This is a genomic window from Acidobacteriota bacterium (genome assembly GCA_003696075.1).
Classification (GTDB): Bacteria; Acidobacteriota; Polarisedimenticolia; order J045; family J045; genus J045.
Window position 1 is genome coordinate 1 of the sequence record RFHH01000021.1, and the last position, 25,809, is coordinate 25,809.

18 protein-coding genes are annotated in these 25,809 nt (G+C 72.6%); 8 read left to right on the forward strand and 10 right to left on the reverse strand.

Annotation, left to right across the window (positions count from 1 at the left end):
* Positions 1 to 346: 346 nt before the first annotated feature.
* From D6718_01075 to D6718_01085, 3 genes are read left to right on the forward strand one after another with little or no spacing between them, the layout of a single operon-like run.
* The gene (locus tag D6718_01075; GenBank protein RMG48662.1) at positions 347 to 1,933 is read left to right on the forward strand and encodes a transglutaminase; all 1,587 of its coding nucleotides are present in this window, start codon (positions 347 to 349) and stop codon (positions 1,931 to 1,933) included.
* Positions 1,933 to 2,829 (forward strand): hypothetical protein, encoded by an 897-nt coding sequence (locus tag D6718_01080; protein ID RMG48663.1) that lies wholly within the window; start codon positions 1,933 to 1,935, stop codon positions 2,827 to 2,829. Before D6718_01075 ends, D6718_01080 begins: the two co-directional genes overlap by 1 nt.
* Positions 2,826 to 4,613: a tetratricopeptide repeat protein gene (locus tag D6718_01085; protein ID RMG48664.1), complete on the forward strand. Its 1,788-nt coding sequence runs from the start codon at positions 2,826 to 2,828 to the stop codon at positions 4,611 to 4,613. Before D6718_01080 ends, D6718_01085 begins: the two co-directional genes overlap by 4 nt.
* An 18-nt stretch (positions 4,614 to 4,631) precedes the next feature.
* Here D6718_01085 and D6718_01090 read toward each other — a convergent pair whose 3' ends face one another.
* The 3 genes from D6718_01090 to D6718_01100 all read right to left on the reverse strand — a co-directional run bounded on the left by D6718_01090 (position 4,632) and on the right by D6718_01100 (position 8,974).
* Positions 4,632 to 6,800 carry an amylo-alpha-1,6-glucosidase gene (locus tag D6718_01090; protein ID RMG48665.1) on the reverse strand — a complete coding sequence of 723 codons (2,169 nt, stop codon included), beginning with the start codon at positions 6,798 to 6,800 and terminating at the stop codon, positions 4,632 to 4,634.
* Between the two features lie 69 nt (positions 6,801 to 6,869).
* Complete coding sequence (locus D6718_01095) at positions 6,870 to 7,913, reverse strand: glycosyltransferase family 4 protein (protein RMG48666.1); 1,044 nt, start codon at positions 7,911 to 7,913, stop codon at positions 6,870 to 6,872.
* Between the two features lie 122 nt (positions 7,914 to 8,035).
* Positions 8,036 to 8,974 (reverse strand): hypothetical protein, encoded by a 939-nt coding sequence (locus tag D6718_01100; protein RMG48667.1) that lies wholly within the window; start codon positions 8,972 to 8,974, stop codon positions 8,036 to 8,038.
* A gap of 84 nt (positions 8,975 to 9,058) precedes the next feature.
* Here D6718_01100 and D6718_01105 point away from each other — a divergent pair, with 84 nt between their 5' ends.
* Positions 9,059 to 11,671, forward strand: coding sequence for a CBS domain-containing protein (locus tag D6718_01105; GenBank protein RMG48668.1), 2,613 nt, complete (start codon positions 9,059 to 9,061; stop codon positions 11,669 to 11,671).
* Here the strand turns inward: D6718_01105 and D6718_01110 are convergent.
* Positions 11,668 to 12,930, reverse strand: a complete 1,263-nt coding sequence (locus D6718_01110) for a DUF3810 family protein (protein ID RMG48669.1) — start codon at positions 12,928 to 12,930, stop codon at positions 11,668 to 11,670. The genes D6718_01105 and D6718_01110 overlap by 4 nt on opposite strands.
* Before the next feature lie 1,579 nt (positions 12,931 to 14,509).
* On the opposite strand from D6718_01110, the gene tsaD reads away from it, so the two are divergent.
* Positions 14,510 to 15,568: a tRNA (adenosine(37)-N6)-threonylcarbamoyltransferase complex transferase subunit TsaD gene (tsaD, locus tag D6718_01115; protein RMG48670.1), complete on the forward strand. Its 1,059-nt coding sequence runs from the start codon at positions 14,510 to 14,512 to the stop codon at positions 15,566 to 15,568.
* A complete protein-coding gene (locus D6718_01120) occupies positions 15,565 to 16,386 on the forward strand; it encodes an inositol monophosphatase (GenBank protein RMG48671.1) in 822 nt (273 codons plus the stop codon). Before tsaD ends, D6718_01120 begins: the two co-directional genes overlap by 4 nt.
* Before the next feature lie 36 nt (positions 16,387 to 16,422).
* On the opposite strand, the gene D6718_01125 is transcribed toward D6718_01120, so the two are convergent.
* A complete protein-coding gene (locus tag D6718_01125; GenBank protein RMG48672.1) occupies positions 16,423 to 17,322 on the reverse strand; it encodes a rubrerythrin family protein in 900 nt (299 codons plus the stop codon).
* A 173-nt stretch (positions 17,323 to 17,495) separates the two neighbouring features.
* On the opposite strand from D6718_01125, the gene D6718_01130 reads away from it, so the two are divergent.
* Positions 17,496 to 20,921: a serine/threonine-protein kinase gene (locus tag D6718_01130; protein RMG48673.1), complete on the forward strand. Its 3,426-nt coding sequence runs from the start codon at positions 17,496 to 17,498 to the stop codon at positions 20,919 to 20,921.
* Complete coding sequence (locus D6718_01135) at positions 20,918 to 21,394, forward strand: hypothetical protein (GenBank protein ID RMG48674.1); 477 nt, start codon at positions 20,918 to 20,920, stop codon at positions 21,392 to 21,394. The genes D6718_01130 and D6718_01135 overlap by 4 nt, the downstream gene beginning before the upstream one ends.
* Before the next feature lie 39 nt (positions 21,395 to 21,433).
* On the opposite strand, the gene D6718_01140 is transcribed toward D6718_01135, so the two are convergent.
* Genes D6718_01140 through D6718_01160 form a run of 5 tightly spaced genes read right to left on the reverse strand, consistent with a single transcriptional unit; the run spans position 21,434 to position 25,701 of the window.
* On the reverse strand, positions 21,434 to 22,309 hold the full coding sequence (locus D6718_01140) for a M23 family metallopeptidase (GenBank protein RMG48675.1): 876 nt from the start codon (positions 22,307 to 22,309) through the stop codon (positions 21,434 to 21,436).
* The gene (locus tag D6718_01145) at positions 22,306 to 23,478 is read right to left on the reverse strand and encodes an amidohydrolase (protein RMG48676.1); all 1,173 of its coding nucleotides are present in this window, start codon (positions 23,476 to 23,478) and stop codon (positions 22,306 to 22,308) included. The genes D6718_01140 and D6718_01145 overlap by 4 nt, the downstream gene beginning before the upstream one ends.
* 44 nt (positions 23,479 to 23,522) lie before the next feature.
* Positions 23,523 to 24,314, reverse strand: coding sequence for an SDR family oxidoreductase (locus tag D6718_01150; GenBank protein ID RMG48677.1), 792 nt, complete (start codon positions 24,312 to 24,314; stop codon positions 23,523 to 23,525).
* Complete coding sequence (pdxA, locus tag D6718_01155; GenBank protein ID RMG48678.1) at positions 24,311 to 25,360, reverse strand: 4-hydroxythreonine-4-phosphate dehydrogenase PdxA; 1,050 nt, start codon at positions 25,358 to 25,360, stop codon at positions 24,311 to 24,313. The genes D6718_01150 and pdxA overlap by 4 nt, the downstream gene beginning before the upstream one ends.
* Positions 25,357 to 25,701 carry a hypothetical protein gene (locus tag D6718_01160; protein RMG48679.1) on the reverse strand — a complete coding sequence of 115 codons (345 nt, stop codon included), beginning with the start codon at positions 25,699 to 25,701 and terminating at the stop codon, positions 25,357 to 25,359. The genes pdxA and D6718_01160 overlap by 4 nt, the downstream gene beginning before the upstream one ends.
* Positions 25,702 to 25,809 lie beyond the last annotated feature (108 nt).

The window sequence follows — 25,809 nt, forward strand, 5'->3', positions numbered from 1 at the left end:
AAGGCGTTGCCGTCGTAGCCGAGCCCGACTCGGATGTCCGATTCCAGCACGCCGTTCGCGAAGATCCGGCGGTTCTCGCCATCGTCCGCACGCGCCCCCGCAGGAGCAGCGGGCAGGAGGGCCAGGAGCGCCAGCGGCAGCATCCGCAGCGCGGTCATCGATCTTTCCATGTCTGTTCGAGATCTCCTTCGAGAGGCGGACCCGCCGTCGGGCGGGATGGCGTCCCCCCTGGCGGCGCGGCGGGCGCCCGCGCCGATCGTGGGCCATATTAGGGCGAGATCGCCGCCGGCCCCAGCCGGGCGGTCGGCCCCCGGCTCGCCCGGGCCGGGTCAACCCTGGACTCTGCATGCGCTTACGCGACAAGATCGCCGTGCTGGCGCTCGTCGCCGCCTGCTTCGGGCTCGCGTTCCTCCGCGTGTCCCTGCTCGGACCGGCCGGCGGCGCGCTGGCTCCCGAGCGGCACCGGGAGCTGAGCATCGACATGCGCGTCGTCGGGCACGGCGACGACATCGTGGTGAAGGCGGCGCTGCCGCTTTCCAACGAGCGCCAGCGCGTCACCGACGAGCTGGTCAGCTCCGGCGATTTCGATTTCGAGGTGCGCGCCAGCCGCGACGCGAGGATCGGCGTCTGGAGGAAACGCGCCGCCCTTGGCCCGGCAACGATCGTCTACTCGGCAACCGTGCGCACCGAGCCGCGCCGCTATTCCCTCGACCCGGTCATCACGCGCCCCGCACACTACCCTCCCGGGCTGCGCCGGTACCTCGAGCCGACCGAGCTGATCCAGTCCGACGCCCCGGAGATCCGTCAGCTTCTCGACGAGCTGGTTCCGGCCCCCGAGAGAAGCAATGTCACCGCCGTCGTCAGGAAAGCCTTCGAGTACGCCAGGTCCACCATCAAGGCGCAGAACTTCACGGGCACGACCGACGCGCTCACCTGCTACCGCCTGGGTGAGGCCTCCTGCGGCGGCAAATCGCGGTTGTTCGTGGCTCTCCTCCGAGCGGCGGGGATCCCGGCGCGCCTGGTGGGCGGCTTGATTCTCAAGGACGGAGCCTGGAGGGCGAGCCATGTTTGGGCCGAAGTCTGGATCAGGGGCCACTGGGTTCCTTTTTGCCCCCTGAACGGCTACTTCGCCGAGGTGCCGGAGCACTACCTCGTCACCTACTATGGAGATCTTCCACTCTTCACGCACACACCGGACGTGAATTTCCAGTATGTCTTTCACGCCCGCAGGATCCTCGCGCCTCCGGCGGAGTGGTCCGTCTCGCGGCGCCTGCTGTCCTCCGGGCTCAATCTGTGGGCCGCTTTCGAGCGAGTGCGGATTCCGGTCAACCTCCTGAAGATCATCCTCATGATCCCGTTCGGCGGGCTCGTCGTGGTCTTCATGAGGAACGTGGTGGGCATCGAGACCTTCGGCACGTTCATGCCGGCGCTGCTCGCCGTCGCCTTCCGGGACACGGGCCTCGCCTGGGGCGTCGCGCTCTTTCTCGCGATCATCGCCCTCGGGACGGTGCTCCGGTTCGTCCTGGGATGGTTCGAGCTGCTCCATACGCCGCGACTCGCGGTCATCCTGACGGCGGTGGTGATGTTCACGCTCGCGGTCGTTCTCTTCGGGGCGGCCACCGGAACACTCCTGCCCACGCGCGCGAGCCTGTTCCCTCTGGCGATCCTGACGCTCACCATCGAGCGGTTCTCCACGATGCTCGAGCAGGACGGCACGCGGCGGGCCCTCACCGTGGCGCTCGGCACGGTGGTGGTCGTCTGCTCGACCTTCGCCGTGATGAACTGGGAGCCTCTCCAGATCGCGGTGCTGACCTTCCCCGAGCTGCTTCTCCTCGTCGTGGCGGCCTTTCTGGTGGCCGGCCGCTGGTTCGGAATCCGCCTGACGGAGCTGCTGCGCTTCCGCGAGCTGCTCTACCCGGCGCGGAGCGTCTGATGGGCGGCCTCCTGGACCGGTGGCGGCGCTTCCGGCGCGAGGTGCTCGGCATCAACGCGCGCAATCTATCCCTCGTCTACCCGCTGAACCCCCGGCGCGAGATGCCGCTGGCGGACGACAAGCTGCTCGCCAAGACACTGTTCGAGCGTGCGGGTGTCCCTGCACCGCGAACGCTGGCGGTCTTCGAGAAGTTCTCCGACCTTCCCCGCGTGGACGGCCTCCTCGACCACCCCCGGGGGTTCGTCGTGAAACCGGCCTCGGCGTCCGGCGGGAACGGGATCCTGGTCGTCAGGAGATCCGAGAGCGGGGAGCTGGTCTCTCCGGGACCCAGGGGAGAGATCGCGGTCGGGTGGCGGGAGATCCGGGAGCACGTTTGCCAGATCCTCTCGGGAATGTGCAGCCCCTCGCGGGTGTGGGAGAGGGCCTTCGCCGAGGAGCTGGTCGAGGCGGACGAAGTGCTGGGATCGATCGGCGTGGGCGGCCTGCCCGACCTGCGCGTCCTCGTGCACCGGGGCGAGCCGGTGATGGCGATGCTGAGGGTTCCCACCCGCCGCTCGCGGGGCAAGGCGAACCTGCACCAGGGCGCCGTCGGTCTCGGGATCGACATGGAGAGCGGGCGGACCACCGGGGGGATCCTCGGAATTCGCCGGATCGACGAGCACCCGGACACCGGCACGAAGCTCCGCGGGATCGCCATCCCGCACTGGCCGGAAGTCCTCCGGTGTTCGCGGTGGGCGGCGGAATGCGTGGATCTCGGCTACCTCGGCGTGGATGTCGTGATCGACCGTGAACGCGGCCCGATGGTGATCGAGGTCAACGCGCGCCCCGGCCTGAACATCCAGCTCGCCAACGGAAGAGGGCTGCGGTCCGTCCTGGCGGCGAGGGAGGCGTCGTGACGCGCGGCCGGCAGGACGCCCTCTTCCTCCTCGCGGTCGCCGTCATGTCCGCGATCGGGGTCGCGCTGCTGTGGCAGTCCGTGCGCCCCCCCGCAGACGCCGGCGTGATCGCGATCCACGACGGCGATCCGCTCCCCTCGGCGCTGCGGGCCGACGCCGACGCGGACGCGACCGTGGACGCGGAGTCGGCGATTCCCGGCGATCCGGAGCCGGCGGACGAGTCGGCGGCGCGGGACACCGGCGTGCCTCGCGCCGTGGCGCAGGCCCGCCGGCTGTGGCGCGCCGGGCGCATCCACGAGGCTGTCGGATTGCTCCGCGACGCTCTGGAGAGCGGCCCCGGCGATCCCGCGACGAAGGCGGAGCTGGGCACGATTCTTCTCGAAACGGGGGCGGCCGAGGAGGCGGCCGATCTCCTCGCCGAGGCGGTCGCGGAAGGCCAAGCCGACGCGCGGACTTGGTTCAACCTCGGGGTCGCGCGTTCCGCCGCCGGCGATCTCGAGGGGGCGCGGCGCGCCTATCTCGAGGCTCTCGCGAAAAAGCCGCACTACGTGAGCGCGGCCTACAACCTCGCGATGACGAGCCTGGCGTCCGGCAACCTGGAGCGCGCCGAGCGGGAGTTCCGGCGAGTCACCGAGATGGACCGTTCGGCCTCCTGGGCCAAGGCGCATTTCCAGCTCGCGTTCGTGCTCGCCCGGCTGGGCCGGACCGAGGAGGCGATCGCCTCGTACCGCCGGGCCATCGCGCTCAAACCGGACTATGCCCCGGCCTACAACAACCTCGCGCTGCTCTTGGAGAAATCCGGCGATGTCGACGGCGCGATCCGCTCCCTGGAGAAGGCGGCGCGTCTCGACCCCGGGATGGCGAGTGCGTGGTTGAACCTCGGGCGGCTGCGGGCGGAGCGGGGAGACCACGAGGGGGCGCTCGAGGCGTACCGAAGAGCGTCGGAGGCGGACCCGAAGCTCCTCAAGCCGCGTCTGAGAGCCGCGGAGCTCCTCGAGGCCCTCGGCCGCCTCGACGAAGCGCGGGAGGCCTTCGCGGAGGCCGCCGCGATCGACACCGACAACGCGCGGATCCTGGTGGATCTGGGCTCGATCGAGCGGAAGCTCGGCGATCTGGACTCCGCCGAGCGGCATCTCTCCGAGGCCGTGCGGCTCGATCCGAGCCTGGCCAGCGCCTGGAACGCCCTCGGCATCGTGCGCGCCCAGCGGGGGCTCTACGAACAGGCGATCGCGGCGTACCGGCGGGCGATCGCCCTGGAGCCGGAGCGGGTGGCCGCCCGTTTCAACCTCGCCCTAGCCCTGGAAAAGTCCGGCCGGCCGCGCGCCGCCCTCGACCGGTTCGAGGAGGTCCTCTCGCTCGAGCCGAAGCACGTGCGGGCCCGCGAGCACCTCGTCCGGCTTTTAGCCCAGCGCGGCGAAGACGCGGCGGCGCTCGAGCAGGCGGAGAAGCTGGCGCGCCTCGCTCCCGACGATCCGTCGGCCCTGTTCGCCGCCGCCTACGGGTTCTCGAAGGCGGGCGATCCCGGGCGCGCGGTCCCCCTGCTGCAACGGGTTCTCGAGCTCGAGCCGGCGAACGCCACCGCTCTGCTCAACCTCGGCGTGGCCTACGCGAAGCTGGGCCGATACGAGGACGCGGTCGGCAGCTACCTCCGGTACCTCGAACGCCGCCCCGACGACGCGAAGGCGATGCGATACCTGGCGAGGGCCTACGAGCGCCTGGGGAACGCCGAACAGGCCGCTCTCTACCGCCGCCGCGCCGAGGCGCTACCGCGGAAGGGCGGCTGAGCCCGGCGCGCGCGAACCTCAGACGACGAGGATCACGTCCACGTCCCCTTCGCGGTCGAGCACGGTCACGCTCGCGCTCGTGCGCTGCCGCGTCAGCGCCACGTGGACCTTTCCCTGGCCCACACGCAGGTTGTGGAGGACGACCTCCTCGAGGAACGGGGGGAGCACCGGGCGGCGGAAGGTCACGCGGGGCGGCTCGGCCGTGATCGTCAGGCCGAGCGTGGCGGCGAGAAGAGCGAACACCGAGGCGCTCGCCCATGCCTGCGGGGCGCAGGCCACCGGGTAGAGCGTCGGCGCCTCCGCCGGCCGCCGGACGAAGCCGCAGAAGAGCTCCGGCAGGCGCGGCATGTCGAGGAACAGCGTGGCGTCGAAAAGACCGGCGAGGATCGGCTGGATCTGCTCCTTGAAGTCGTAGCGGGACAACCCCAGCGCGATGAGGGCGTTGTCGTGGGGCCATATCGAGCCGTTGTGATAGGACATCGGGTTGTACCGCGGCGCCGACATGGCGAGCGTCCTGATGCCCCACCCCGAGAACATGTCGGGATCGCACAGGGAAGCAGCCACCTTCCGCGCCCTCGACGGCGAGCAGAGCCCCGACAGGAGCAGCTGCCCCGCGTTCGAGCTGTGCACGGTGCAGGGGCGCTTGCCGCCGTCGAGCGCGAGAGCGTAGGTTCCCAGCTCGGGAATCCAGAAGCGCTTCTCGACCGCTTGCCGGACGTCCCTGGCCCGCTCCGAGAGTCGGGTCGCCATTTCGCCCCGCCCGAGCGCCCGCGCCAGCCGCGCGCCCGCCCTGAGGGCCGCGTAGACGTAACCCTGGATCTCGACCGTGGCGATCGGCGGCGGCGCGAGGGTGCCGTCCGCGTGCGAAATCGAGTCGTTGGAGTCTTTCCACCCCTGATTCTCGAGCCCGTGGGGCGCCCGGCGCCGGTACTCCACGAGGCCGTCGCCGTCGAGGTCGCCGGACTCTTCGATCCACCGCAAGGCCCGCTCGACGTGCGGCCACAGGGTCTCCATGAACTCCCTGTCCCCCGTCTGGCGGTAGTACAGGCCGGCGAGCCAGACGAACAGCGGGGTGGCGTCCGCGCTGCCGTAGTAGCGGGCGAACGGCACCTCGCCGGTCGCCGCCATCTCGCTCAACCTCAGTTCGTGCAGGATCTTGCCCGGCTCGGCGTCCTGCTCGGGGCGATCCTCCTCCGCCTGGGTGGCGGCCAGGAAGGAAAGAACCCCGCGGGCGATCCCCGGGTCGACCCAGAGCATCATCAGCGCGGTGATCAGCCCGTCGCGTCCGAACGGCGTGTTGTACCAGGGGACGCCGGCGAACGGATACGGCCCGTGTTCGGTATCGGTGACCAGGGTGTGCAGGTCGGCCAGCGATCGATTGCACCAGTGATTGAACTGCTCGTTCGAGGTGTCGATCCGGCAGACGGAGTCCTGCCACGACCTGTAGCGGCGCTCGAGCCGGTCGCGCGCCTCCACGAAGCCGCGGGGTGCCCGCGACGAGCTCCGCGCCGGTTCGAGGAGGACCTCGATTCCCAGATCGACCGGCGTCCTCGGCGGCAGCCTCAGCGTGAACTCCGCCGCCTCCGGCGTCAGCTCCGCCGGCCGTCGCGAAAACCGGATGCGGGTGACGCGCCGCACCCCGTCGAGGCCGTCGTAGCCCAGGACGACCTCCTGCTGCCCGGCGACCTCGCGGCCCGATACCCCGCGCTGCCGGCGGGAAACGCCGCGCACCTCGAAGATGTCGGCGAAATCGGCGGCGAATTCGATGGCGGAGCGCACGACGACGGGCTGGCTGCTGAAGTTGCGGAAGCGCCACCGCTCGAGCAGGATCCCGTCCCAGACCACGAGACCGCGGAACAGGTGGACGGTGCCGCGGGGAAGGGTGCCGCCGTCGAAGGCGACGTCCGGATTGGTCAGGTCGACCGCCGCGAAGGTGTTGTCCTCGCGGAGCGTCGAGCTGAGGAGAAGCGGTCGCGACTCCCCGAAACGGAAATGCCAGCGCGACAGCATCCGCGTGCCGCGGTGGTAGAGGCCCTGCTCCTGGGCGCCGATCGGGAGAATGTCCCCGTAGGGATCGAAGACCGCGAACGTTTCGCCGTGCTTGAGGGTCAGCGTCCGGGTCTCGAGGCGCGGAGAGGTGGCCCGGACGTAGAAGTGCCCCCCCTGATAGATGATGTCGTCCGGCATGGCGCCTCCGGGCGGGCGTCGGGCCGTCCGGGCCTGGTGACCCGGGCGGCCCTCGGCACTCCGCGGCCGTCACGCGACCTGGGGATGGCGCGCCGCCGCGAGCCTCCCGTAGATGTGAAGATAGTCCCGCGCCATCCGTTCGGCCGTGAAGCGTCTTTCGAACTCGGCCCGGCAGCGCCGGCGGTCGATCGAGCCGATCCGTTCGACGGCCCGCACAGCCTCCCGCTCGTCGCTCACGACGAATCCCGTGACGCCGTCCTTCAGGACCTCGGGCACCGATCCGCAGGGCCAGGCGATGACCGGCGTGCCGCAGGCCATCGCCTCGATCATCAATAGGCCGAAAGGCTCGGGCCAGTCGATCGGGAAGAGCAAGGCGGCGGCACCGCCGAGAAGCTCCTGCTTCCCGCGGTCGTCGAGCTCGCCCACGAACTCGACGCCGGGCTCGCGCAGCAGTGGGCGGATCTTCTGCTCGTAGTACTCCCGGTCGGCGCGGTCCACCTTGGCGGCGATCAGGAGAGGGATCCCCGCGCGGCGCGCGATCCGGATCGCGCGGTCCGGCCTCTTTTCCGGAGAGATCCGGCCGACGAAGGCGAGGTGCCGGCCGGGCTCGTAGGAGGGCCGGTACAGATCGGGCGGAAGCCCGTGATACACGGTGCCCACCCAGTTGGCGAACGGGAGAGGCCGCCGCTGGGCGTTGGAGATGGAGACCACCGGATGCTCCCTGAATTCACGGAACAGCGGCTTCAGCTCCCGGATGTCGAGGCGGCCGTGCAGGGTCGACAGCGAGGGCGTCGCGAGGCGCCTCGCCCAAGGGAACGCCAGGTAGTCCACGTTGAAGTGAATGACGTCGAACTCCGAGGCCCGCCGCGAGACTTCTTCGAGCATCAGGACGTGAAGCGCGACGGGATCCTGGCACATCGGGTCGAGTCTCGTCGCGCGGCGGCAGGGCGAGACGAGACGGGCCCGCGTCTGCGAATCGCCACTCGCGAACAGGGTCACCTGGTGACCCTTTCGGACCAGCTCCTCAGTGAGGTACGAGACGATCCTCTCCGTGCCGCCGTAGGCCTTCGGGGGGACCGCCTCGTACAGAGGCGAGACCACCGCGATCCTCATGACCGCCTCCCGAGAACCTAGGAAACTCGTGCAACGCCCGCCGGCGACACGCCGCGGCGCCGAGCGTTTCTATAACGACGGCGTGGCCGGGCGGCAAGTGATCGAGGACAAGCGCGCTCGGGTCAGCTCCCGCCGTCCCCCGAGACCCTCGCGAACAGGGCAGCGAGCCGCTCCCGCGGCGGGGGAAGCACGAGGAAGTCGCCCGCGCCGTTGGCCTTCGCCTCGACGACCAGATCGCGCGTCGGCCGGTCGCTGCAGGCCACCACCATCCTCGGGGGTGCCGGGGTGGAGGCCAGCTTCCGGAGCCGGGTGGCCAGATCGGACGGCGACCGGCTGACGACCAGGAGGACGTCGGGACGCTCCCCGGGCTCGGGCTCGGAGTAGAGGGGCACGAGGCGCGCCCCGCAGGCACGGACGACCTCCGCGAGGGCCACCTGACTCGGGTCGGCCGGCGGTCCCGTGATCTGCACGAGCAGGTGCTCGTAGGTGCGCTCCCCCTGCGGCTCGGGCTCCGCTCCCGCCTCGGCGCCGCCGGGCGCGGCGGCCAGGAGCACCGCACCCAGCCGGTCTTCTCCTTCCGTGACGATCCCCACGGCGGCGGCCCAGTCCTCTCCGCCGCCGCCGGCCGTCAGCACGGCCGGCCAGGCTCCGGGGGTCGCCAGCTCGAAGTCGTCCCCGACCCGGACCTCGAGCCCGCACGCCTTTCCCACGGCGGCCGCGAGGAGCCTGGCGGCCTCGCCGATGGACTGGTGAAGCTCCGGGGGAACTTCCCGGCTCTCGCAGACCTGCTTTTGGGTCTCCTCGTCGGTCATCGCGAGCGCGCCCCCGGCGAGGACGGCCACTTCCAGTTCGAGGGCCAGCAGGGCGATCCTCCCTTCGCCCGCCGAGATCCGGAAGAGGTAGACCGGTCGCTGGCCGAACCCCTCCCGGGCCTCGTCGCCGGCGGGATCGATGCCGAGCTCTCGGCCTGTCAGGGAGGAGAGGCTCTCTCCCAGCGCCCCCAGAAGCTGGCCGGCCCCACAGGGGAGCCGGCCGAGACCGGTTTCGGTCGCCGTCTGCACGGTAGGCCCTCGGGATCCCTTGTCGGCCGGAGCCCCTCCCGCTTGAGGGGCGCGGCCCCGTCCGGGCGGCCCTACACTGGCCGCATGCGGCTCGCGACCACGCACCTCAACGCCGACGCCGACGGTCTGGCGGGGATGGTCGCGCTGCGGCGGCTCTACGGCCCGCTGGAGCTGGTCCTTCCGGGGGGCGTCGAGCCGACCGCGCGCCGCATCTGGGAGGAGCTCTCCCCGGGTCTTCCGGAGATCGGGCCGCTGCCCCCGATCCTCGAGCGACTGGACCGGGAGGGAGCCGATCTCCTCCTCGTCGCGGACACCGCCCGCGCGGAGAGGCTCGGCCCGCTCGGCGACCGCCTGGGGAGGGTGAAGAAGGTGCGGGCGTTCGACACCCACGGGGAGGCCGGGGCCGACCTTCCGCGCGCGCGGCTCCCGCGGGCGGCCTCCTGCGCCGCCGCGCTCGCTCTCCGCCTCCACCGGAGGGGACTCGTGCCCCCCGCCGCGGAGGCCACGCTCTTCCTGCTCGCGATCCACGTCGATTCGAAGGGGTTCACCGCTCCCGAGACCACGGCGGCCGACCACAGAGCGGCCGCGCTGTGCCTGCGCTGGGGCGCCGACCCCTCCGCGATTCCGCGCCTGCTGCCCTCGGGGCTCGACCGGCGCCGGCTGTCCCTGCTCGAGGAGATGGCCCGCTCGGCCCGGATCGTGGAGACCCCCGCCGGCCCCGTGGCCCTGTTGACCGTCGAGCGGGAGCGCTTCGAACCGGACCTCTCGACTCTGCTCGGCCAGCTGCGGGACGCCGAGGGGTGGCCCGCGGCCTTCCTCGTCGCTTCCCTCGGCGGTCGGCTCTACCTGATGGCTCGTTCGACCGGGCAAGTCGACGTGGGAGCCGTCCTCCGCTCCCTCGGCGGCGGTGGTCACCCCAGCGCGGCGGGGGCCACGCTCCGCGGGATGACGCTGCGGGATGCCCGGGAGGTGCTCGCGGAAGCAATCCGAGCGCACCTGGGACGGCGCCCCACGGCCGGAGAGCTCGCGGTGCGCCCCTTCGTCTCGCTCGCGGCCGACCGGTCGATCGGCGATGCGGCCGACCTGATGGACCGTCACGGTCTCAACGCGCTCCCTCTCCGAGCGGCCGGAAAGCGGGAGTTCGTCGGGGTGGTCACGCGCCAGGAGGTCGACGCCGCGCTCCGGCACGGCCTGGCGGAGCGACCGGTCTCCGAGATCGCGGCGCGGCCCCCTGCGTGGGTCGCCCCGGAGGCCGATCTGGCGCAAGCGAGGCGAGCGCTGTCCCGCGGGGGCCGGATCCTGCTCGTTGGCGAGCCGCCCGACCGGGCGGTGGGCATCCTCACTCGGACCGCCCTGCTCCAGGCCGAGGCCGGGCCGGCCCCGCCGGGCGATCACGGTGCCCGGTCGAGGAGGTCCGTACTCGAGCGGACCCGGCGGGCGCTCGGATCCGCCTGGGGGCCGGTCGAGCGCGTCGGGGCGGTGGCGGCCGAACTAGGCTTCGCCGCCCACCTCGTGGGCGGCACCGTCCGCGACCTGCTCTTGGGCCGCAAGGTGCGCGACATCGACGTCGTGGTGGAGGGAGACGCCCTTCGGCTCGCGCAGGTCCTCGCGGAGCGGGAAGGCGGGGAGCTGCGGCTGCACGAGCCGTTCGGCACCGCTCGCTGGACCCCTCCCGGCGGGCCGCCGATCGATCTGGCCACCGCACGGGCGGAGTACTACGAGCGGCCCGGCAGCTTGCCCAGCGTCCACCACGCCGGTCTCAGGCGCGATCTGTACCGGCGCGACTTCACCATCAACGCGATGGCGATCTCGATCGATCCCGCCGAGGCGGGTCTGCTGCGCGATCCCTTCGGAGGCTACGAGGACCTCAAGCGCGGACTGCTCCGCGTCCTCCACGGCCTGAGCTTCCAGGAGGACCCGACGCGCGCCTTCCGCGCCGCGCGCTTCGCCGCGCGGCTGGGTTTCCGCCTCGCCCCCCACACCGAGGGTCTGTTGCGGGGCGCGCTCCGGTCCGGGGCGTTCGATCGCGTCTCCCCCTCCCGTCTCGGGCGCGAGATCGATCGCATCCTGGCCGAGCCGGAGGTCTCGGCCGCGTTGCGGCTCCTCCGGGAGTGGGACCTGATCGAGACGATCCACCCGGCCCTCCGGTCCGACCGGGGGCTGCTGGAGCGGGCGACGGCCGTGCGGAACGCATGGCATGAACTCTCCGGCCTGTGGGCCGGAAGCGGGGACGCGCCGCCGCCGCCGTCCGAGCCTCTCTGGATCGCCCTCGCCGCGGCGATTCCCCTCCGGGAGCGCGAGGCGAAGCTCGACCTGGTGCCGCGCGGCCGGGAGCGCCGGCGGCGCTGGCTCGAGGGGCCGGAGAGGGCGGCGGCCGCTATCGAGCGGGTCGAGCGGGCCGCCGACAGGGCCGAGGTGGCGGAAGCTCTGGAGGGACTCGACGCGGCCGAGCGAACGTTCGCGCTCGGGACCGCCTCCGGCGAACACGTCCGGCGGCGGCTTCGCTGGTGGGAACGGGAGGGGCGGCACATCCGGCCGGCGATCGGCGGAGAGGATTTGATAGGTATGGGGATCCCCCCTGGCCCGCGCCTCGGCCGCGCCCTGCGCGCCGCGCAGAGACTGGCCTGGAACGGCGCCTCCCCGGAGGAGCAGAAAGCGGCGGCACGTGCCTACGCGGAGAGCGGAACGGAGCGCTAGGGACCGCCCGGCGCCGGGGACGGCGCACTCCCCCGGGGCTCGCTCCGGCCAGGGGCGCGGAAGGGCCACGGGTGGCGGTCGAGGTACCGGAGCGCCAGATCGGCGACCCTCCGGTAGCTGCGGGTACCGCCGCGCACTCCGTGAGCCTCCAGGTAGGCGCTGTAGACCCGCCGAACCACCGGCGCCTCCCTTCCGCGGTGCTTCTTGAAGAAATCGAGCATCGCGCGCATGTCCCGGCGGACGCCGGGAGTCCTTCCCTTGGGACCGCGTCCCAGCTCCAGCCACACGGCGAGCCAGCCGGCGTACCGCAGCTCCGGCTCCGGGGCCCGCCACAGGGTGAGCAGCGCGACGAAGCTCGCCGCCTCCTCCCACGCGAACCCGGCCAGGTGGGCCCGCTCGTGGGCGATCACGAAGGGGAGCTGTCCCGGAGGTGCCGGATCGACCACGTTCACCTCGGCCGTGAACGGGCCGTAAACCCCGGAGACTCCCCACCGGAGCAAGAGGGGACTGGCGAGGAACCGCTTCGCCCGCGGGGCACCGATCGCCGGCCATCCCTGCTCCGCGAGAGCCTCGAGCTGGAGGTCGCGCACCCTCCGGTCCACGTCCTCGAATCGGCCGAAGGCGACGACCCCGGAGCCGTCCTCCGGCGAGGCGATTCTCGCCGCGTCGAGCGCCGCGCCGACGCGCTCGATCAGCGCCGGCGCCCTGTCCGCGCCCACCGTACCGCCGAGGCCGAACAGCTCCCGGGGATCGGGGCGCGCGTAGTTGAACCCCCAGAGGATCAAGAACGCGCACCAGATCCAGCCCGCCTCCCCGAGAAGGCGCAGCGCCCCTTCCCCGAGCGCCGCCGCACGCGTCCCGCCCCGGCGGCGGCGGTTGTAGCCCACGGCGGCCGAGGCGATCAGCGCCAGGGGGATCGCGACGAAAACGGGCTCGGCAAGGGAGAACGGGACGCGCGAGGTGATCCGGGAGAGCGGACCCACGAGGGCCGGGTACAGGCCGTGCGCGTAGAGGCGTTCCGTCGCGGCCGGGGCGAGACGGGCGGCGGTGAACGAGAGCAGTCCCGCGACTCCGGCGAACAGGCCGGCGCGGATCCTGCGCGGCAACCGGGCCCGGGAGCGCATGCCGGGCCGAATTATGAGGCTCTCCCCGAGGGGCCGCCGGAGAAGGGAACGGGCTCTTCGACCCTTCGGGCCAGCGAGCTCGACCGGCACAGCAGGAGTCCCGGCAAGGCGAGCAGAGCGGTCGCCGAAAACCATCCCGCGTAACCGAGCGCCGCCACGCCGATCCCGCTGACGGCACCGGTGAGATCGCGCGTCGCGGCGAACAGGGCGGAGAGCAACGCGTACTCGACGGCCGCGCGGCTCTTCTCGCAGACCCTCATCAGAAGGGAGATGAAGGCCGCGGTCGCCAGGCCACCCCCGAGGCTCTCCACCACCGCCGCCGCGAGGACCGAGCCCGTGCCACCGTTCCAGCGGTCGACCGCCGCGTAGGCGAGGTTCGTCAGCGCCTGGGCCCAGGCCATCCAGAACAGAGAGCGGAGGATTCCGAGGCGGGCGACGATCAGACCTCCCGCCACCGCCCCGGCGACGGTCGCTCCGAGGGTCGCCGGGCTGAAGACCATCCCGATCGTCACCGGGTCGACCCCGTGGTCCACCCAGAACGTCCGCACCATCGGCCCGAGCGCGGCGTCCGGCCACCGGTAGAGCAGCACGGTGGCGGCGAGCGCGAGCCCTCCCGGTCTCTTCGCCCAGCGCCACAGCCCCCATGTCAACCGGCGTGCGCCTTCGCGGCGGTCCGGACTCGGAGCGAAGAGAAGGACGCCGGCGCCCAGTGCGGCCATGACGGCCGCCGCGCCCACCAGCACGGCGCTCCACGGAAAGAATCCCGCCAGCGCCACGCCGGCCCCGCCCGCGAGCCACAGGGCCGCCCGGTAGGCCGCCACCCGCACCGAGTTCGCCGGACCTTCCTCTCCCTTTCGGATGATCCCGATCGTGTAGGCGTCCACCGCGATGTCCTGTGTCGCGCCGGCGAGGGTGAACGCCCCGAGCAGGACGGCGAGGAGGGGGAGCCGGCGGGCTCCGGCGGCCGAGGCGGCGGCGAGCGCCGCCGCGCCGGCGGCGAGGCTGCCCGCGATCCACGTCGTGCGCCGTCCGGTCTTGTCGACCAGCGGGGACCACAGGACCTTCAGCGTCCACGGGAGCGCCAGCGCGTTCAAGCCCCCGATCGCCTGCAGGGGAGCGCCGCCGAGCCGGAGCCACACCGGGAGCAGCTCCTTGAAGACGCCGAACGGAAGCCCGGATCCGATCGAGACGAGCCCGACCCAGAACAGCCGCCGCGTCCGGCCCCCCGAAGGGGACTTCACCGGGAACGCCCCCGGTGGTGCGTGCCGGCGGCGGATCCGCCGGACGCTCGTCGCCTCTCGATCCGACCGCCCGCTCGCCCCCCGCGGGCGCGTGGCACCTCCCCGCGGCTCCTGACTCCTCGGCGGTCCGCCGCGCCGGGGCGGGGGACTCTCCCGCGCGCGCCGGCCGCCGGGAGCGGCCGCGCGGCCCGGCCGAGCGCCGGCGGTGCCGCCGGGAGGACGGGGGGGACGCCTCCGCTGCGCCTCCGGCTCGCCGGGACGGCGCGCCCGCCGGAAAACGCGAGCGGGACCGCGGCACGGGAGCGGAACGTCGCGGGGGAGGCGGACCGCGCGGGCGCTTTTGCCCCTCGCGTGCTGGCCTCCAGGTTGGACTTCGCCGATCGGGACATCGGCCCTCCGCACCCGCCGACTCTAGGGGGAAACGGAGCCCCGGGACAACGGAGCCCGCGGCTCGGGGCCCTAGAATGACTCCCATGCCCGTGCTCGGGATCGAAACATCCTGCGACGAAACGGCCGCCGCGGTCATCGACTGGAGCGGAACGGTTCGGTCTTCGGTCGTGGCCTCCCAGGTCGTCGAACACGCCCCGTTCGGGGGGGTCGTTCCGGAGATCGCCGCCCGGCGGCATCTCGAGAACCTCGACCGCGTCGTCGAGGAGGCGCTCGAGCGCGCTGGGATCGCGTTGCGGGAGCTGGAGGGGATCGCGGTCACTCGCGGCCCCGGGCTGATCGGCTGTCTCCTCGTCGGGGTCACGTTCGCCCGCACCCTCGGATGGGCTTTGGAGCGTCCCGTGGTGGGGGTGAACCATCTCGAGGGGCACATCGCCTCGGGCTGGCTGACCGCGCCCGACCTCCCGTTTCCCGCCCTGGCGCTGGTGGTCTCGGGAGGGCACACGGCGCTGTGGCGGGTCCGCGGCGCGGGCGACTACCTTCAGGTCGCGCGCACCAGGGACGACGCCGCGGGCGAAGCCTTCGACAAGGTGGCCAAGATGCTCGGACTGCGCTATCCGGGTGGCCCGGAACTCGACGCCCTCGCCGAGAGCGGTGACCCGCACGCGTTCCCCTTCGGAGCGCTGCGGCTCAAGGGCGCGCCCGGCTTCTCCTTCTCGGGCTACAAGACGGCGGCGCGGCAGCACATGGAGCGAGCCGGACTCGACCCGCTGCAGTCGCCGGACGACCCGCCTCCGGCCGGGGTGCGCGACCTCGCCGCGTCGTTCAGGCACGCGGTGGTGCGGGAGATCGTGCGGGTGGCCCGGAAGGCGATCGCGGAAGAGCGCCCGCGTTCCCTCGTCCTGGCCGGCGGTGTCGCGGCGAACCGGCTCCTCAGGCGCGAGATCACATCTCTCGCCGACGAGTTCGGCCTGGCCCTCGCCATCCCCCCGCTCGAATACTGCGGCGACAATGCGGCGATGATCGCGCTCGCCGGACTTCCTCGCCTCCGCCGCGGCGAGAACGACCTCGAAACGCTCGACGCCGCGGCCCACCTCCCGCTCGGCGGGCCCGAAGCGGCCCGGACGTCGAGGAGGCACCGGTGAGCCGCCCCGGTGCCATCGACCCGGAGACCCTCATGCGAACGGCCTGCGAGGCGGTGCGCGCGGGAGGCCGGGCGCTCGCGCCCTTCGCGTCGCGTTCCCGGGACCTCGAGGTCGAGGAAAAGGCGCTCCACGACCTGGTCACGGCGGCGGACGTGGCGTCGGAGCGCGCCATCGTGGCCCTGATCCGCGAGCGCCATCCCGATCACGCGGTGCTCGGCGAGGAAGAGGCGCGCGCGGGGCTGGACACCGACCGGCCGCGGTGGCTCGTCGATCCGCTCGACGGCACCGCCAACTTCGTGCACGGCTACCCCGTGTGGGGCGTGTCGGTCGCCTGCACCGTCGACGGGCGCGTGGTGGCCGGAGCGATCCTGGATCCGAACCGCGGGGAGCTCTTCGCCGCGGCGCGCGGCCTGGGAGCCCGGCTCGACGGCGAACGGCTCCGGACGAGCGGCCGATCGTCGCTGAAAGGCGCCCTGATCGCGACCGGTTTTCCGTTCCGGCGGCTCGCGCGGCTCGAGCCGTTCCTCGACACGCTGAGGGCGGTGCTTCCGGCAGCCGCGGGGGTGCGCCGGGCCGGTGCGGCCTCGATCGACCTCGCCTGGGTGGCAGCAGGCCGGTGCGACGGGTTCTGGGAGGAAGGTCTCGGTCCGTGGGACATCGCCGCGGGCTCCCTGCTCGTGGAGGAAGCCGGCGGCGTCGTGACCGATTTCACCGGAGGCGACCGTTTCCTGGAGACGGGCGCCGTCGTGGCCGGCCCGCCCGGCGTCCACCGGGAGCTCCGGCAGATCGTCGAGCGCTGCCAGGGAGCCGGGGCATGAGCGGCGGAGCCGTTCGGCTCCCCCCGGCGATGCCGGTCAGACCTCGACCCCCAGCACCCGGCGGAGCAGCCAGCCGACGCCGAAGCTGATCAACGCGACGCCGAGCGAGATGGCGGCCATCTCGGAAAACCGCCGCACGAACGAAAGGCCGCGCGCGGTGGCGATGTAGAAGGTATAGCCGGCGATCACCGCGAGCGCGGCGACGAGCATCGCCGCCAGCGCCGTCGCCGTTCGTTCGAAGACGAAGTACGGTGCCGTGAGGAGCGCCACCGTCGCCACGTAGGCGGCGCCGGTGTAGAGCGCCGAGAGCAGGGGCGTCTTGTTCGCGCCCGCGTCCGCTTCCTCGCGGGAGGAGAGGAACTCGGACGCGGCCATCGACAGGGCCGCCGCCACCCCCATGACGAGGCCGGTGAGAGCGATCAGCCGCGGCCGGCCGATGGCGAGCGACAGCCCGGCGAGGGTTCCCGTCAGCTCCACGAGCGCATCGTTGAGCCCGAGAACGATCGAACTGGCGTACTCGAGCCGCGATTCCCGGAGCATGTCGAGCAGCTCCCGCTCGTGCCGGTTCTCCTCGGCGATCATCTCCACGGCCTGAGGGATGTCGGGCCCCAGGCGCCGGTAGGCCTCGGTCGCGGCCGACTCTCCTCGCTCGAGCAGTTTGAGGGCGAAGGTGAGTCCCAAGAACCGCGCGAGGAACACGTACAGCGCGACACGGAACCGTGAGGGGCGCAGATCGACACCGGTGAGCTCGCGCCAGGTGTCGTGATGCCGCTGTTCGTCGGCCGCGATCCGCTCCAGCACCCTGCGGTTGCCGGGGTCGGCGGCCCGCGCCGCCAGGCGGCGGTAGATCTGGCACTCGGTGATCTCGTTGGCCTGCGCCGCCAGAATGGCGCGGCGCTGCGGCCCGCTCAGCCGGACGCCCCTGCCGGTCGCCATGGAGCCCTCCTGGGAGGGGGATTATTCAACACGGGCCGGGACTTCTCACCGGCTTGCCGGCGCCCGGCGCGGCGTGGGAGACTACCAGCACACCCCGGGGTGTCCCACGTCATGGAATCGTCCGCCCTGACAACCTCGCCTCGCGCCGACGGCCTGGGCGCCGGGAGAAGACCGTGAGCTCTGGCGAACGACCGGCGGGGGCTCTGACCGGCAAGACGCTGGCCGGGTACCGGATCCTCGAACTCATCGGTGCGGGCGCGATGGGGGAGGTGTACCGCGCCTACCACATGCGGCTGCGGCGGACGGTCGCGATCAAGGTCCTGCGCGACGAGGAATTCGCGGGGTACCGATCGCGGCAGCGTTTCATCCGCGAGGTGAGGCTCGCCTCCCGGATCATGCACCCGTACGTCACGACGGTTCTCGACGTCGTCGAATCGGAGGCGGGAACGCTCCTGGTCCAGGAGTACGTCGACGGGCGCCGGCTCGACGCACTCCTCCGCGAGCGCAAGCTGTCTGCCGAGGAAGCGCTCCGGTACGCGCTCGAGCTGTGCGAAGCCCTCTGCGCGGTGCACGACGCGGGGTTCGTCCACCGCGACATCAAGCCGGCCAACGTGATGATCACGAAGTCCGGCCACGTCAAGCTGCTCGACCTGGGCATCGCCCGCCGTATTCGCCCGCCGGCGTTGAGGGCCGTCGAGGCGGACGACCAGACGACGATCGACCCGACGCTCACGGAGCCCGGGGGCCAGCCGGGCACCGTCCCGTACATGTCGCCCGAGCAGGCGCGGGGAGAGCCTCCCGATCCGCGGAGCGATCTGTTCGCTCTCGGAGTGGTCCTCTGGGAGATGCTCACCGGGGAACACCCGTTCGCCCGAGCGAGTGCGCACGAGACGGTCGCCGCCATCCTCACGGAACCGCCCGGTCGGGGCGCCGTCCCGCGCTGCTTCACCGAGTTCCCCGCGGTGCGCGTCGTGCTCGACCGGTTGTTGGCCAAACGGCGGGAGGACCGGTACCCCGACGCCCGGACGGCGGCGGCGGCTTTGCGCGGCGCGCTCCCCGCCGTGACCTCTCCCGGAACGACGTCGGAAGGGTGGCCGGGCACGATCCGGACCAGGCCGGTGCGGTGGATCGGCGTTTCGCTGGCTTTCCTCGCCGTGGCGCTGGCGGCGGCGGGCGCCTGGTGGTGGCGCGAAGCGGCGAGCCGGGCGGGGCCGCAGCGCCCGGCGCTCGCCGTGCTGCCGCTCGCCGACCGGACCGGTGAACCGGAGGGAGACCTCCACGCCGCGATGCTGGCCGGCCTGGTCACCGCCGATCTCGGTGGCCTGCGGTCCCTGCGCACGATTCCACACGAGCGAATCCTCGAGATCCTCGCCGGCGCGGCCGACGAGCCGCTCGCCGCGAAGATCGAGCGCGTGCGGCGGGAAACGTCCGCGCGGTGGGTCGCCGCCGGCACGCTCTGGCGGGAAGGCTCGTCCTATTTCGCGACGTTCGACGTGTACGGCCCGTCGGGCACCGAAGCGGAGACGACCTTCCGGGTGGGGGCGGGCGGCGTCGTCGGCCTCGCGGACCAGGCCGGTCCGCGGATCCTCCGCGCGATCGTCCCCGAGGCGGCGCCCCCGCCGCCCCAGCCGGCCCGGCCCGCGTCCGACGCCGCGGCCCAGGCGGCCTACGAGGGGGCGCAGGCACTGCGCGAGATGCGGCTCTCGCGCGCGATCGGCCGGCTGGAGGAGTCGGTCCGGCAGGACCCCGAATACGCGGAGGGCTGGCTCCTCCTGGCGCGCGCGCTCGACGAGGCCGGATTCGGCGAGCGGGCGCGCCGTGCCGCCCGCCGCGCCGTCCGCCTCCTCGAGGAGAGCCGGGACGGAAGCGATCCTCGTCTCGTCCGGGCCCGCGCGGTGGCGGCGAGGATCGAGCAGCGGCGCGAAGAGGAACTCGAGGCCTGGCGCGCTCTCGTGCGCGATTATCCCGACGACCCGGAGTTCCACACGGAACTCGCGGAAGCGCTGCTGGCCGATGGCCGGCGCGAGGAGGCGCTGGCGGAAGCGGAGCGCGCCGTCGCCATCGAGCCGCGCTCGCCACGGGCTCTGCTCGCGCGCGCCCGGGCGCTGGCCTTGACCGGCGACCCGGAGAGCGCCCGCCGGGACCTCGACCGCGCCGAACGGATCTTCCGGGAGCTCGGCAGCCCCGCGGGCCAGGCCGCGGTGCGCATCGGCCGGGGACACCTCGCGAGATCGGAAGGCGATCTCGCCGGTGCGCTCGAGCTGTACGCGGAGGCGGCCGATCTTCTCCGCGATGCCGGCCTGGAGGCGCGGGCGGTGCAGGCGGACCTGGAGGCGGGATTGATGGCGTTGCGGCTCGGTCGGCTCGACGAGGCGAGGCGCAGGATCGATGCCGCGATCGGCCCGGCGCACCGCTTCGGGACCTACCGGGCGATCGTCCATTCCCGGGCCAGTCTCGGTACCTACGCCTTCGCCGCCGGCGACTACGGCACGGCGGAGCGCGAGCTGCGGGCCGCCCTCGAAACCGCCGCCACACTCGAGAATCCGGCCGTCGCCCTCGACCCTCTGATCAATCTCACCAGCCTCCTGCTCTATCTCGGCCGGAGGGCCGAGGCCCGCAGCCGGGCGGAGGAGGCGTTGTCGGCCGCCCGCAGCCTCGGTCACAAACCCGCCGAGATGCGCGCGCTCACGCTGCTCGCCGAAACGGAGCTCGAGGAGGGACACCTGCAGGAAGGAATCGCCGCCGAGCGGGAGGTGCTCCGTCTGGCGGCCGGCGTCCCGGAGGCGCGCCAAACCCTGGGCTACACCCACAGCTCCCTGGCGCTCGCCCTCGAGGCGGCGGGGAACGTCGGCGAGGCGCTGGAGGAGATCGACGCCGCTCTCGCTCTCGACGCCGAGCACGGGCTGTCCGAGGACGTGGCCGCGACGCGCATCGAGAAGGCTCTCATCCTCGCGCGGTACGGCGACGCCGAGAGCGCCCGGGCGGAGATCGACGCGGTCGAGGCCTCGGGAGTGGCGGAGCAGGACCCGTCCGGCGAGTTGTCGGTGTGGATCGCGCACGCGCGCTCCGTGCTGGCGTGGTCCTCGGGGGACCTGAGCGAGGCGGAGCGGCAGTTCCGGGTCGCGATCGAGCGGTCGCCGACCACTCTGCCGCTCGCCGGCGAGGTGAACCGGTTGGGAGCACGCCTCGCGCTCGCGAGAGGGCGGTACCGGGAAGCGGAGAAGCTGGCCCGCGCCGTTCTCGAGAATCCCGGGGCGGGCGCCCTGGTGCGGAACGATGCGCGGACGCTGCTGGCGCGCGCGCTCGCCGCCGGTGGGAGGATGGAGGAGGCGCAGCGGCTGGCACGGCTCTCGCTGGAGGAGGCCGAACGGTTCGGTGCCCCTCGGCTCGCCGCCTCGGCGGCGGCGGCCCTGCTCGAAGCGGGAGAGGTCGCGGACCGGCAGGTCGTGCGCGAACGGGGGCTTCGCGCGTTGAGGCGGGTCCTCGACGGGATCCCCGAGGACCGGCGGGCCGCGGCGGCGCGTCAGACGGAGCTGGCACGCGTGATCGAGATTCTCGAACGGCGCACGGGAAGGGGCGCCGGGGAGGGTGATGCATGAGCGGTAAGTCGGACGTCGTCGGCAGACCGAGGAAATCGATCTGGGTCGATCCTACGCCCACGGGAACCCAGGTCTTCCTGGACGGGGAGACGGCCTCGCCGCGCATGGTCGGGCCGGGCGACCGGACGCTGAACGGGAACGCCTTCGGCGAGATCGTCGAGTTCCGCGTGGAGGCGCCCCCGGGGACGCCGGTGGCGGACCTCGACGCCGCCACGCTGGAGCTCTCGGGGCCGTTCGGGGGCACGGTGATCCTGAAGGTCGAACGGGCCCTGGACGAGACGATCCGGTGGAGCATGGTGCAGGACGGGACCGAAACGGAGCTGGTCGCTCGCGAGGCGGACGGCCGGTGGCGCGAGGATCTGCTCGGCCCGGCCCAGCAGGGGAGCTTCCGGCGCCGCGGGGCACCTGCCGGCACGACGGAGCCGCTCCCCCCGGGCGCCCGCCTCGTCGTCCGCACCCAGGCGGCGTTCTGACCGCGAGCCCCCGGATCTGCTGGCCGGAGGGCTTCGCCCTCAGAACAGCACGGGATCGAGCAGGGCCCGCGGGTCGAACGGTTCGGTTCCGATCTTCGCGCCCCAGTGCAGGTGAGGGCCGGTCACGCGGCCCGTGGCGCCCGATGCGCCGATCCGCTGGCCGGCGCGGACCGCCTCCCCCTCCCGCACCTCGATCCGGTCGAGATGGGCGTAGATCGTGAACAGACCGGCCCCGTGGTCGATGATCACGGTGTTGCCCGAGTAGTAGAGATCTCCGGCGAGCGCCACGACGCCGGGGCCCGAGGCGCGCACCGGGGTCCCGCGCGCCGCTTTCAGGTCGAGCCCGGGATGGGGATCGCGTGGCTTGCCGTTGAAGAACCTGCGCGTCCCGAACACCGAGGTCGGCTCCCCGGGGACGGGTGCCACGAAGGGGCCCAAAGGGCCGGGCGGCGCGGTGCGGCGAGCGTAGATCCGCTGCAGCCGGGAGCGCTCGCGCTGGAGGCGCTCGCGAACGCCCGCCGGCGGCTCGACGTAGCGCGGAGCGACCCGGATCTCCTCCCGCGGAAAGTCCCGCGCAACCACATCGACGGCGCGGGCGCCGGCCACGGGCCGCCCCGCCTCGGTCCGCCCGGAAACCTCGATCACCGCCGGTCCCGGGTCCGCGTCGAGCGGCACGAGGGCCCAGGACCACCAGCGCGCCCGCCCGCCCGGCGACGCCACGAAGCTCAGCGGGCGGCCCAAGAAATGGCCCCGAAGATCCTCGAGCGGTACCGGCGACGCGACGATCACCCGGAGCGGCTCGCCGGGAGCGATCGCTCGCGCCCTGACCTCGATCGACAGGCCCGCTCCCCCCGAGGCCGCCCCCGCACCGAAGCCGGCGGCGAGCGCCGCCGCGAGCGCCGCCGCCCGGATCACCGGATCCCCTCCTCGTCGAGCCGTTCTCCGGCGAGCCTCGCCACCTCCGCGTAGTAGGCCGCGCCGATCGGAAGAACGGCCTCGTCGAAGTCGAACCGGCTCGTGTGGGGAGGATGGACCTCCGCGCCGGCGCGCCGCGCCCCGAAGCGGACGTAACAGCCGGGGATCTTCTCGAGGTAGCAGCCGAAGTCTTCCGCGCCCAGATTCGGTTCGCTCATCGCAGCGAGACCGGCCTCCCCGCAGATCCGGCGGACCGCTTCGCGGGCCAGCGCCGCAAGCCGCGGGTCGTTGACCACCGGCGGCGTCCCGCCGGCGAACTCCAGCGCGCCCCGGCACCGATGCGCGGCGGCGATTCGCTCCGTGACGCGCCCGAGCGCCGTCTTGATCGCCTCGCGGACCTCTCGATCGAGTGCTCGAACGGTGCCGCTCAGGACCGCGTCGCCGGCGACGACGTTCGCCGCCGTCCCGGCTTCCATTCTCCCCACGGTCACCACCGCCGGGCGTCCCGGCGCGATCTCGCGCGCCACGATCGACTGAATCGCCACGACGAGATGGGCAGCGGCGAGGAGGGCGTCTCTTGCCTCCTGCGGGCGCGCGCCGTGGCCTCCGCGGCCCGACACGCGAATGGTGAACCGGTCCGAAGAGGCGTTCACCGCCCCGTCGGTCACCGCGATGACGCCGGTATCGAAACGCGGATCGATATGCCCGCCGAAGATCGCCGCGGCGCCTTCCAAAACGCCCGCCTCGATGAGGGCTCGGGCTCCTCCGCCCCGCTCCTCCGCCGGCTGCCAGAGCAGCCGGACGGTGCGAGGTGGAGGATCGCCTGCCGCGAGCAGCTCGGCCGCTCCGACGAGCATCGCCGCGTGCCCGTCGTGGCCGCACGCGTGCATGACTCCCGGATGCTCGGAAGCGAACGGCAGGCCCGTCTCTTCCGCGATCGGCAGTGCGTCCAGATCGGCCCTGAGGAGGATCGCGCCCCCCCGACCCGCTCCGGGGACCTCCGCCACCACCCCGTGACCGCCGACGGGTGCGGAGACGGGCAGGCCGATCCGGCGCAGCTCCGAGGCCACCACCGCGGCCGTCCTCTCCTCTTTCCCGGAAAGCTCCGGCCGCCGGTGCAGCGCGCGGCGGAGCGCGACGAGGCGGCCGGCGAGTTCGTCGGCGTTCATGACCACGAAGGCTACAGGCCTGAGCGCCGCCGGGGCAACGCCGCTCAGGGTTCCTGGATCCGGCGGACGATGCCGGGCACCAGACGCCTGGGGACGAAGCGCACCGCGCAGGCGAGGAAGCGATTCGTCCACCCGGGCACGACCAGCCGCTTTCCCCGCATCATGGCCCGGTATCCGGCCCGCGCCACGGTGGCGGCGTCCATCACGCCCCAGCGCCGGAACAGCCGCGACTCTTCCATCCCCGCACGGCGGGCGAATTCGCTCTCCGTCGGTCCGGGGCAAAGCGCGGTCACCGTGACGGGACCGCCGCGCAACTCCTCGGCGAGGGCTTCGGAGAGGTGGAGGACGAACGCCTTCGTCGCGTAGTAGACGGCCATGAGCGGCCCCGGCTGGAAGGCGGCGGTCGAAGCCACGTTGAGGATGCGCCCTCTCCGGCGCTGCAGCATCCCAGGCAGCAGGGCCCGCGTGAGGTGCGTGACCGCGCTCACGTTGAGCTGGATCATGGCGAGCAGCGTCTCGAGGTCGGTGTTGGCGAAGGGGCCGAAGCTGCCGAATCCGGCGTTGTTGACGAGGACGTCGACCTCGGCTCCGCCGAGCTCCTGCACGAGCGACCGCACGTCTTCCTGCCGCGAAAGGTCGCGGGCGAGCGCCTCCGCCCCGACGCCGTGGGCCGCGGTCATCTCCCGCGCCACCGCCGCCAGCCGATCCCGGCTGCGGGCCACCAGAATCAGATCGTGCCCGTCGGCGGCGAGCAGCCGCGTCAGCTCGTAGCCGATGCCGGTCGACGCCCCGGTCACGAGCGCCACCGACCGCCGCCGAGGCGCTCGGCCGCTCATGGAGCCGCTCTTCCCGCAGCGGCTCCCTTCACGAAGCGGACCGCCGCGAGGATCGCCTGGACCATGCCCTCCTCCGAGGCCACGCCGCGGCCGGCGATGTCCATCGCCGTCCCGTGATCCACCGACGTCCGGACGAACGGGAGACCGACGGTCACATTGACAGCTTTGCCCGCGTACAGGAGCTTGATCGGGATGGTCGCCTGGTCGTGGTAGAGCGCGAGAACGAGGTCGAACTCGCCGCGCCGGGCCCTGACGAAGATGCTGTCGGCGGGGAACGGGCCGTCCACCTTGACACCCTGCGCGCGGGCCTTCTCGACGGCAGGCGCCAGGTACTTCGCCTCCTCCACCCCGAACCGTCCGCCCTCGCTACCGTGCGGATTGAGCGCCGCCACGCCGATCCGAGGAGCGCTCCCCAAGAACCGGCGCCACTCGCGATCGAACAGTCGCAGCTTCCGGTAGACGAGCCCGGTCCGCACCTTCTTGAGCGCGTCGCGGAGGGACAGGTGCGTGCTGAGCAGCCCCACGGAAAACTGCTCGCTCCAGAACATCATGCCGACCTGCTTGGCCCCGGTGAGCCGGGCGAGCAGCTCGGTGTGCCCGGGGTCGGTGTAGCCGGCGAGCGCGAGCGCCTCCTTCTGCAGCGGCGCGGTGACGACGGCGTCCGCCAACCCGTCCATCGCGAGCTGCACCGCACGCTCCACCGCGACCGCCGCGGCCCGCCCCGAGTGGACGGAGATCTGTCCGGGGACGAGGCCCTGGTGAACGTGCGCCAGGTCGAGCAGCTGCGGGCGTTCCCACCTCCGGCCGCCGGGCGGCTCCGGAGAGACCGCCGCGAATGGCCACTTCAGCTTCAGCTCCCGCGCCGTGCGCCGGAGGTGCTGCTCGTCGCCGAGAACGAGCAGCCGCGCCGCGGTGGCGGCGCGTTCGTCCGAGACTGCCTTGAGAACGACCTCCGGGCCGATCCCGCAGGGGTCACCCGTGGTGACGGCAAGCAGCGGCTTGTCGGTCGGCCCCGGAGTCTCGTTCTCGGCGCCGCCGCTCCTCATGCGTCGAGATTGGCTTCCGGATCCTTGTAGATGTACTTGATGTGCTGCTTGAAGATCAGGACGTTCGGCTCGGTGTTGCTGTGCACCTTGATGCAGTCCTGGTCATACCACTCGATCCAGCCTTTCCGCTGCTCACCATCGGTCAAGACGACGACGACCGGCGTCTTGGCGTTCATCTGCTTGAGATAGTAGAACTCCTCGGCGTGCGTCTTCTCCGGAGGGGGCGTGCGGCGCCTCGGCGCCTCATTCCCGTGGTGAGAGTTCCGGCCGCCGAACCTCCGGCCGTTTCCTTCGCCGAGCCCTCGCCTCAGCTGTCTTCTTTCCACGGTCTTCGTCTCCATTGGGTTTGGGCAGACGATAGCATGCGCTCCGGCACCCGCTCAACGAGTCCGGCACCAGCCGCGCGTCCGGCCCGCGGGAACCGGCGAACCGCGTGCCGGCGGCCGTTT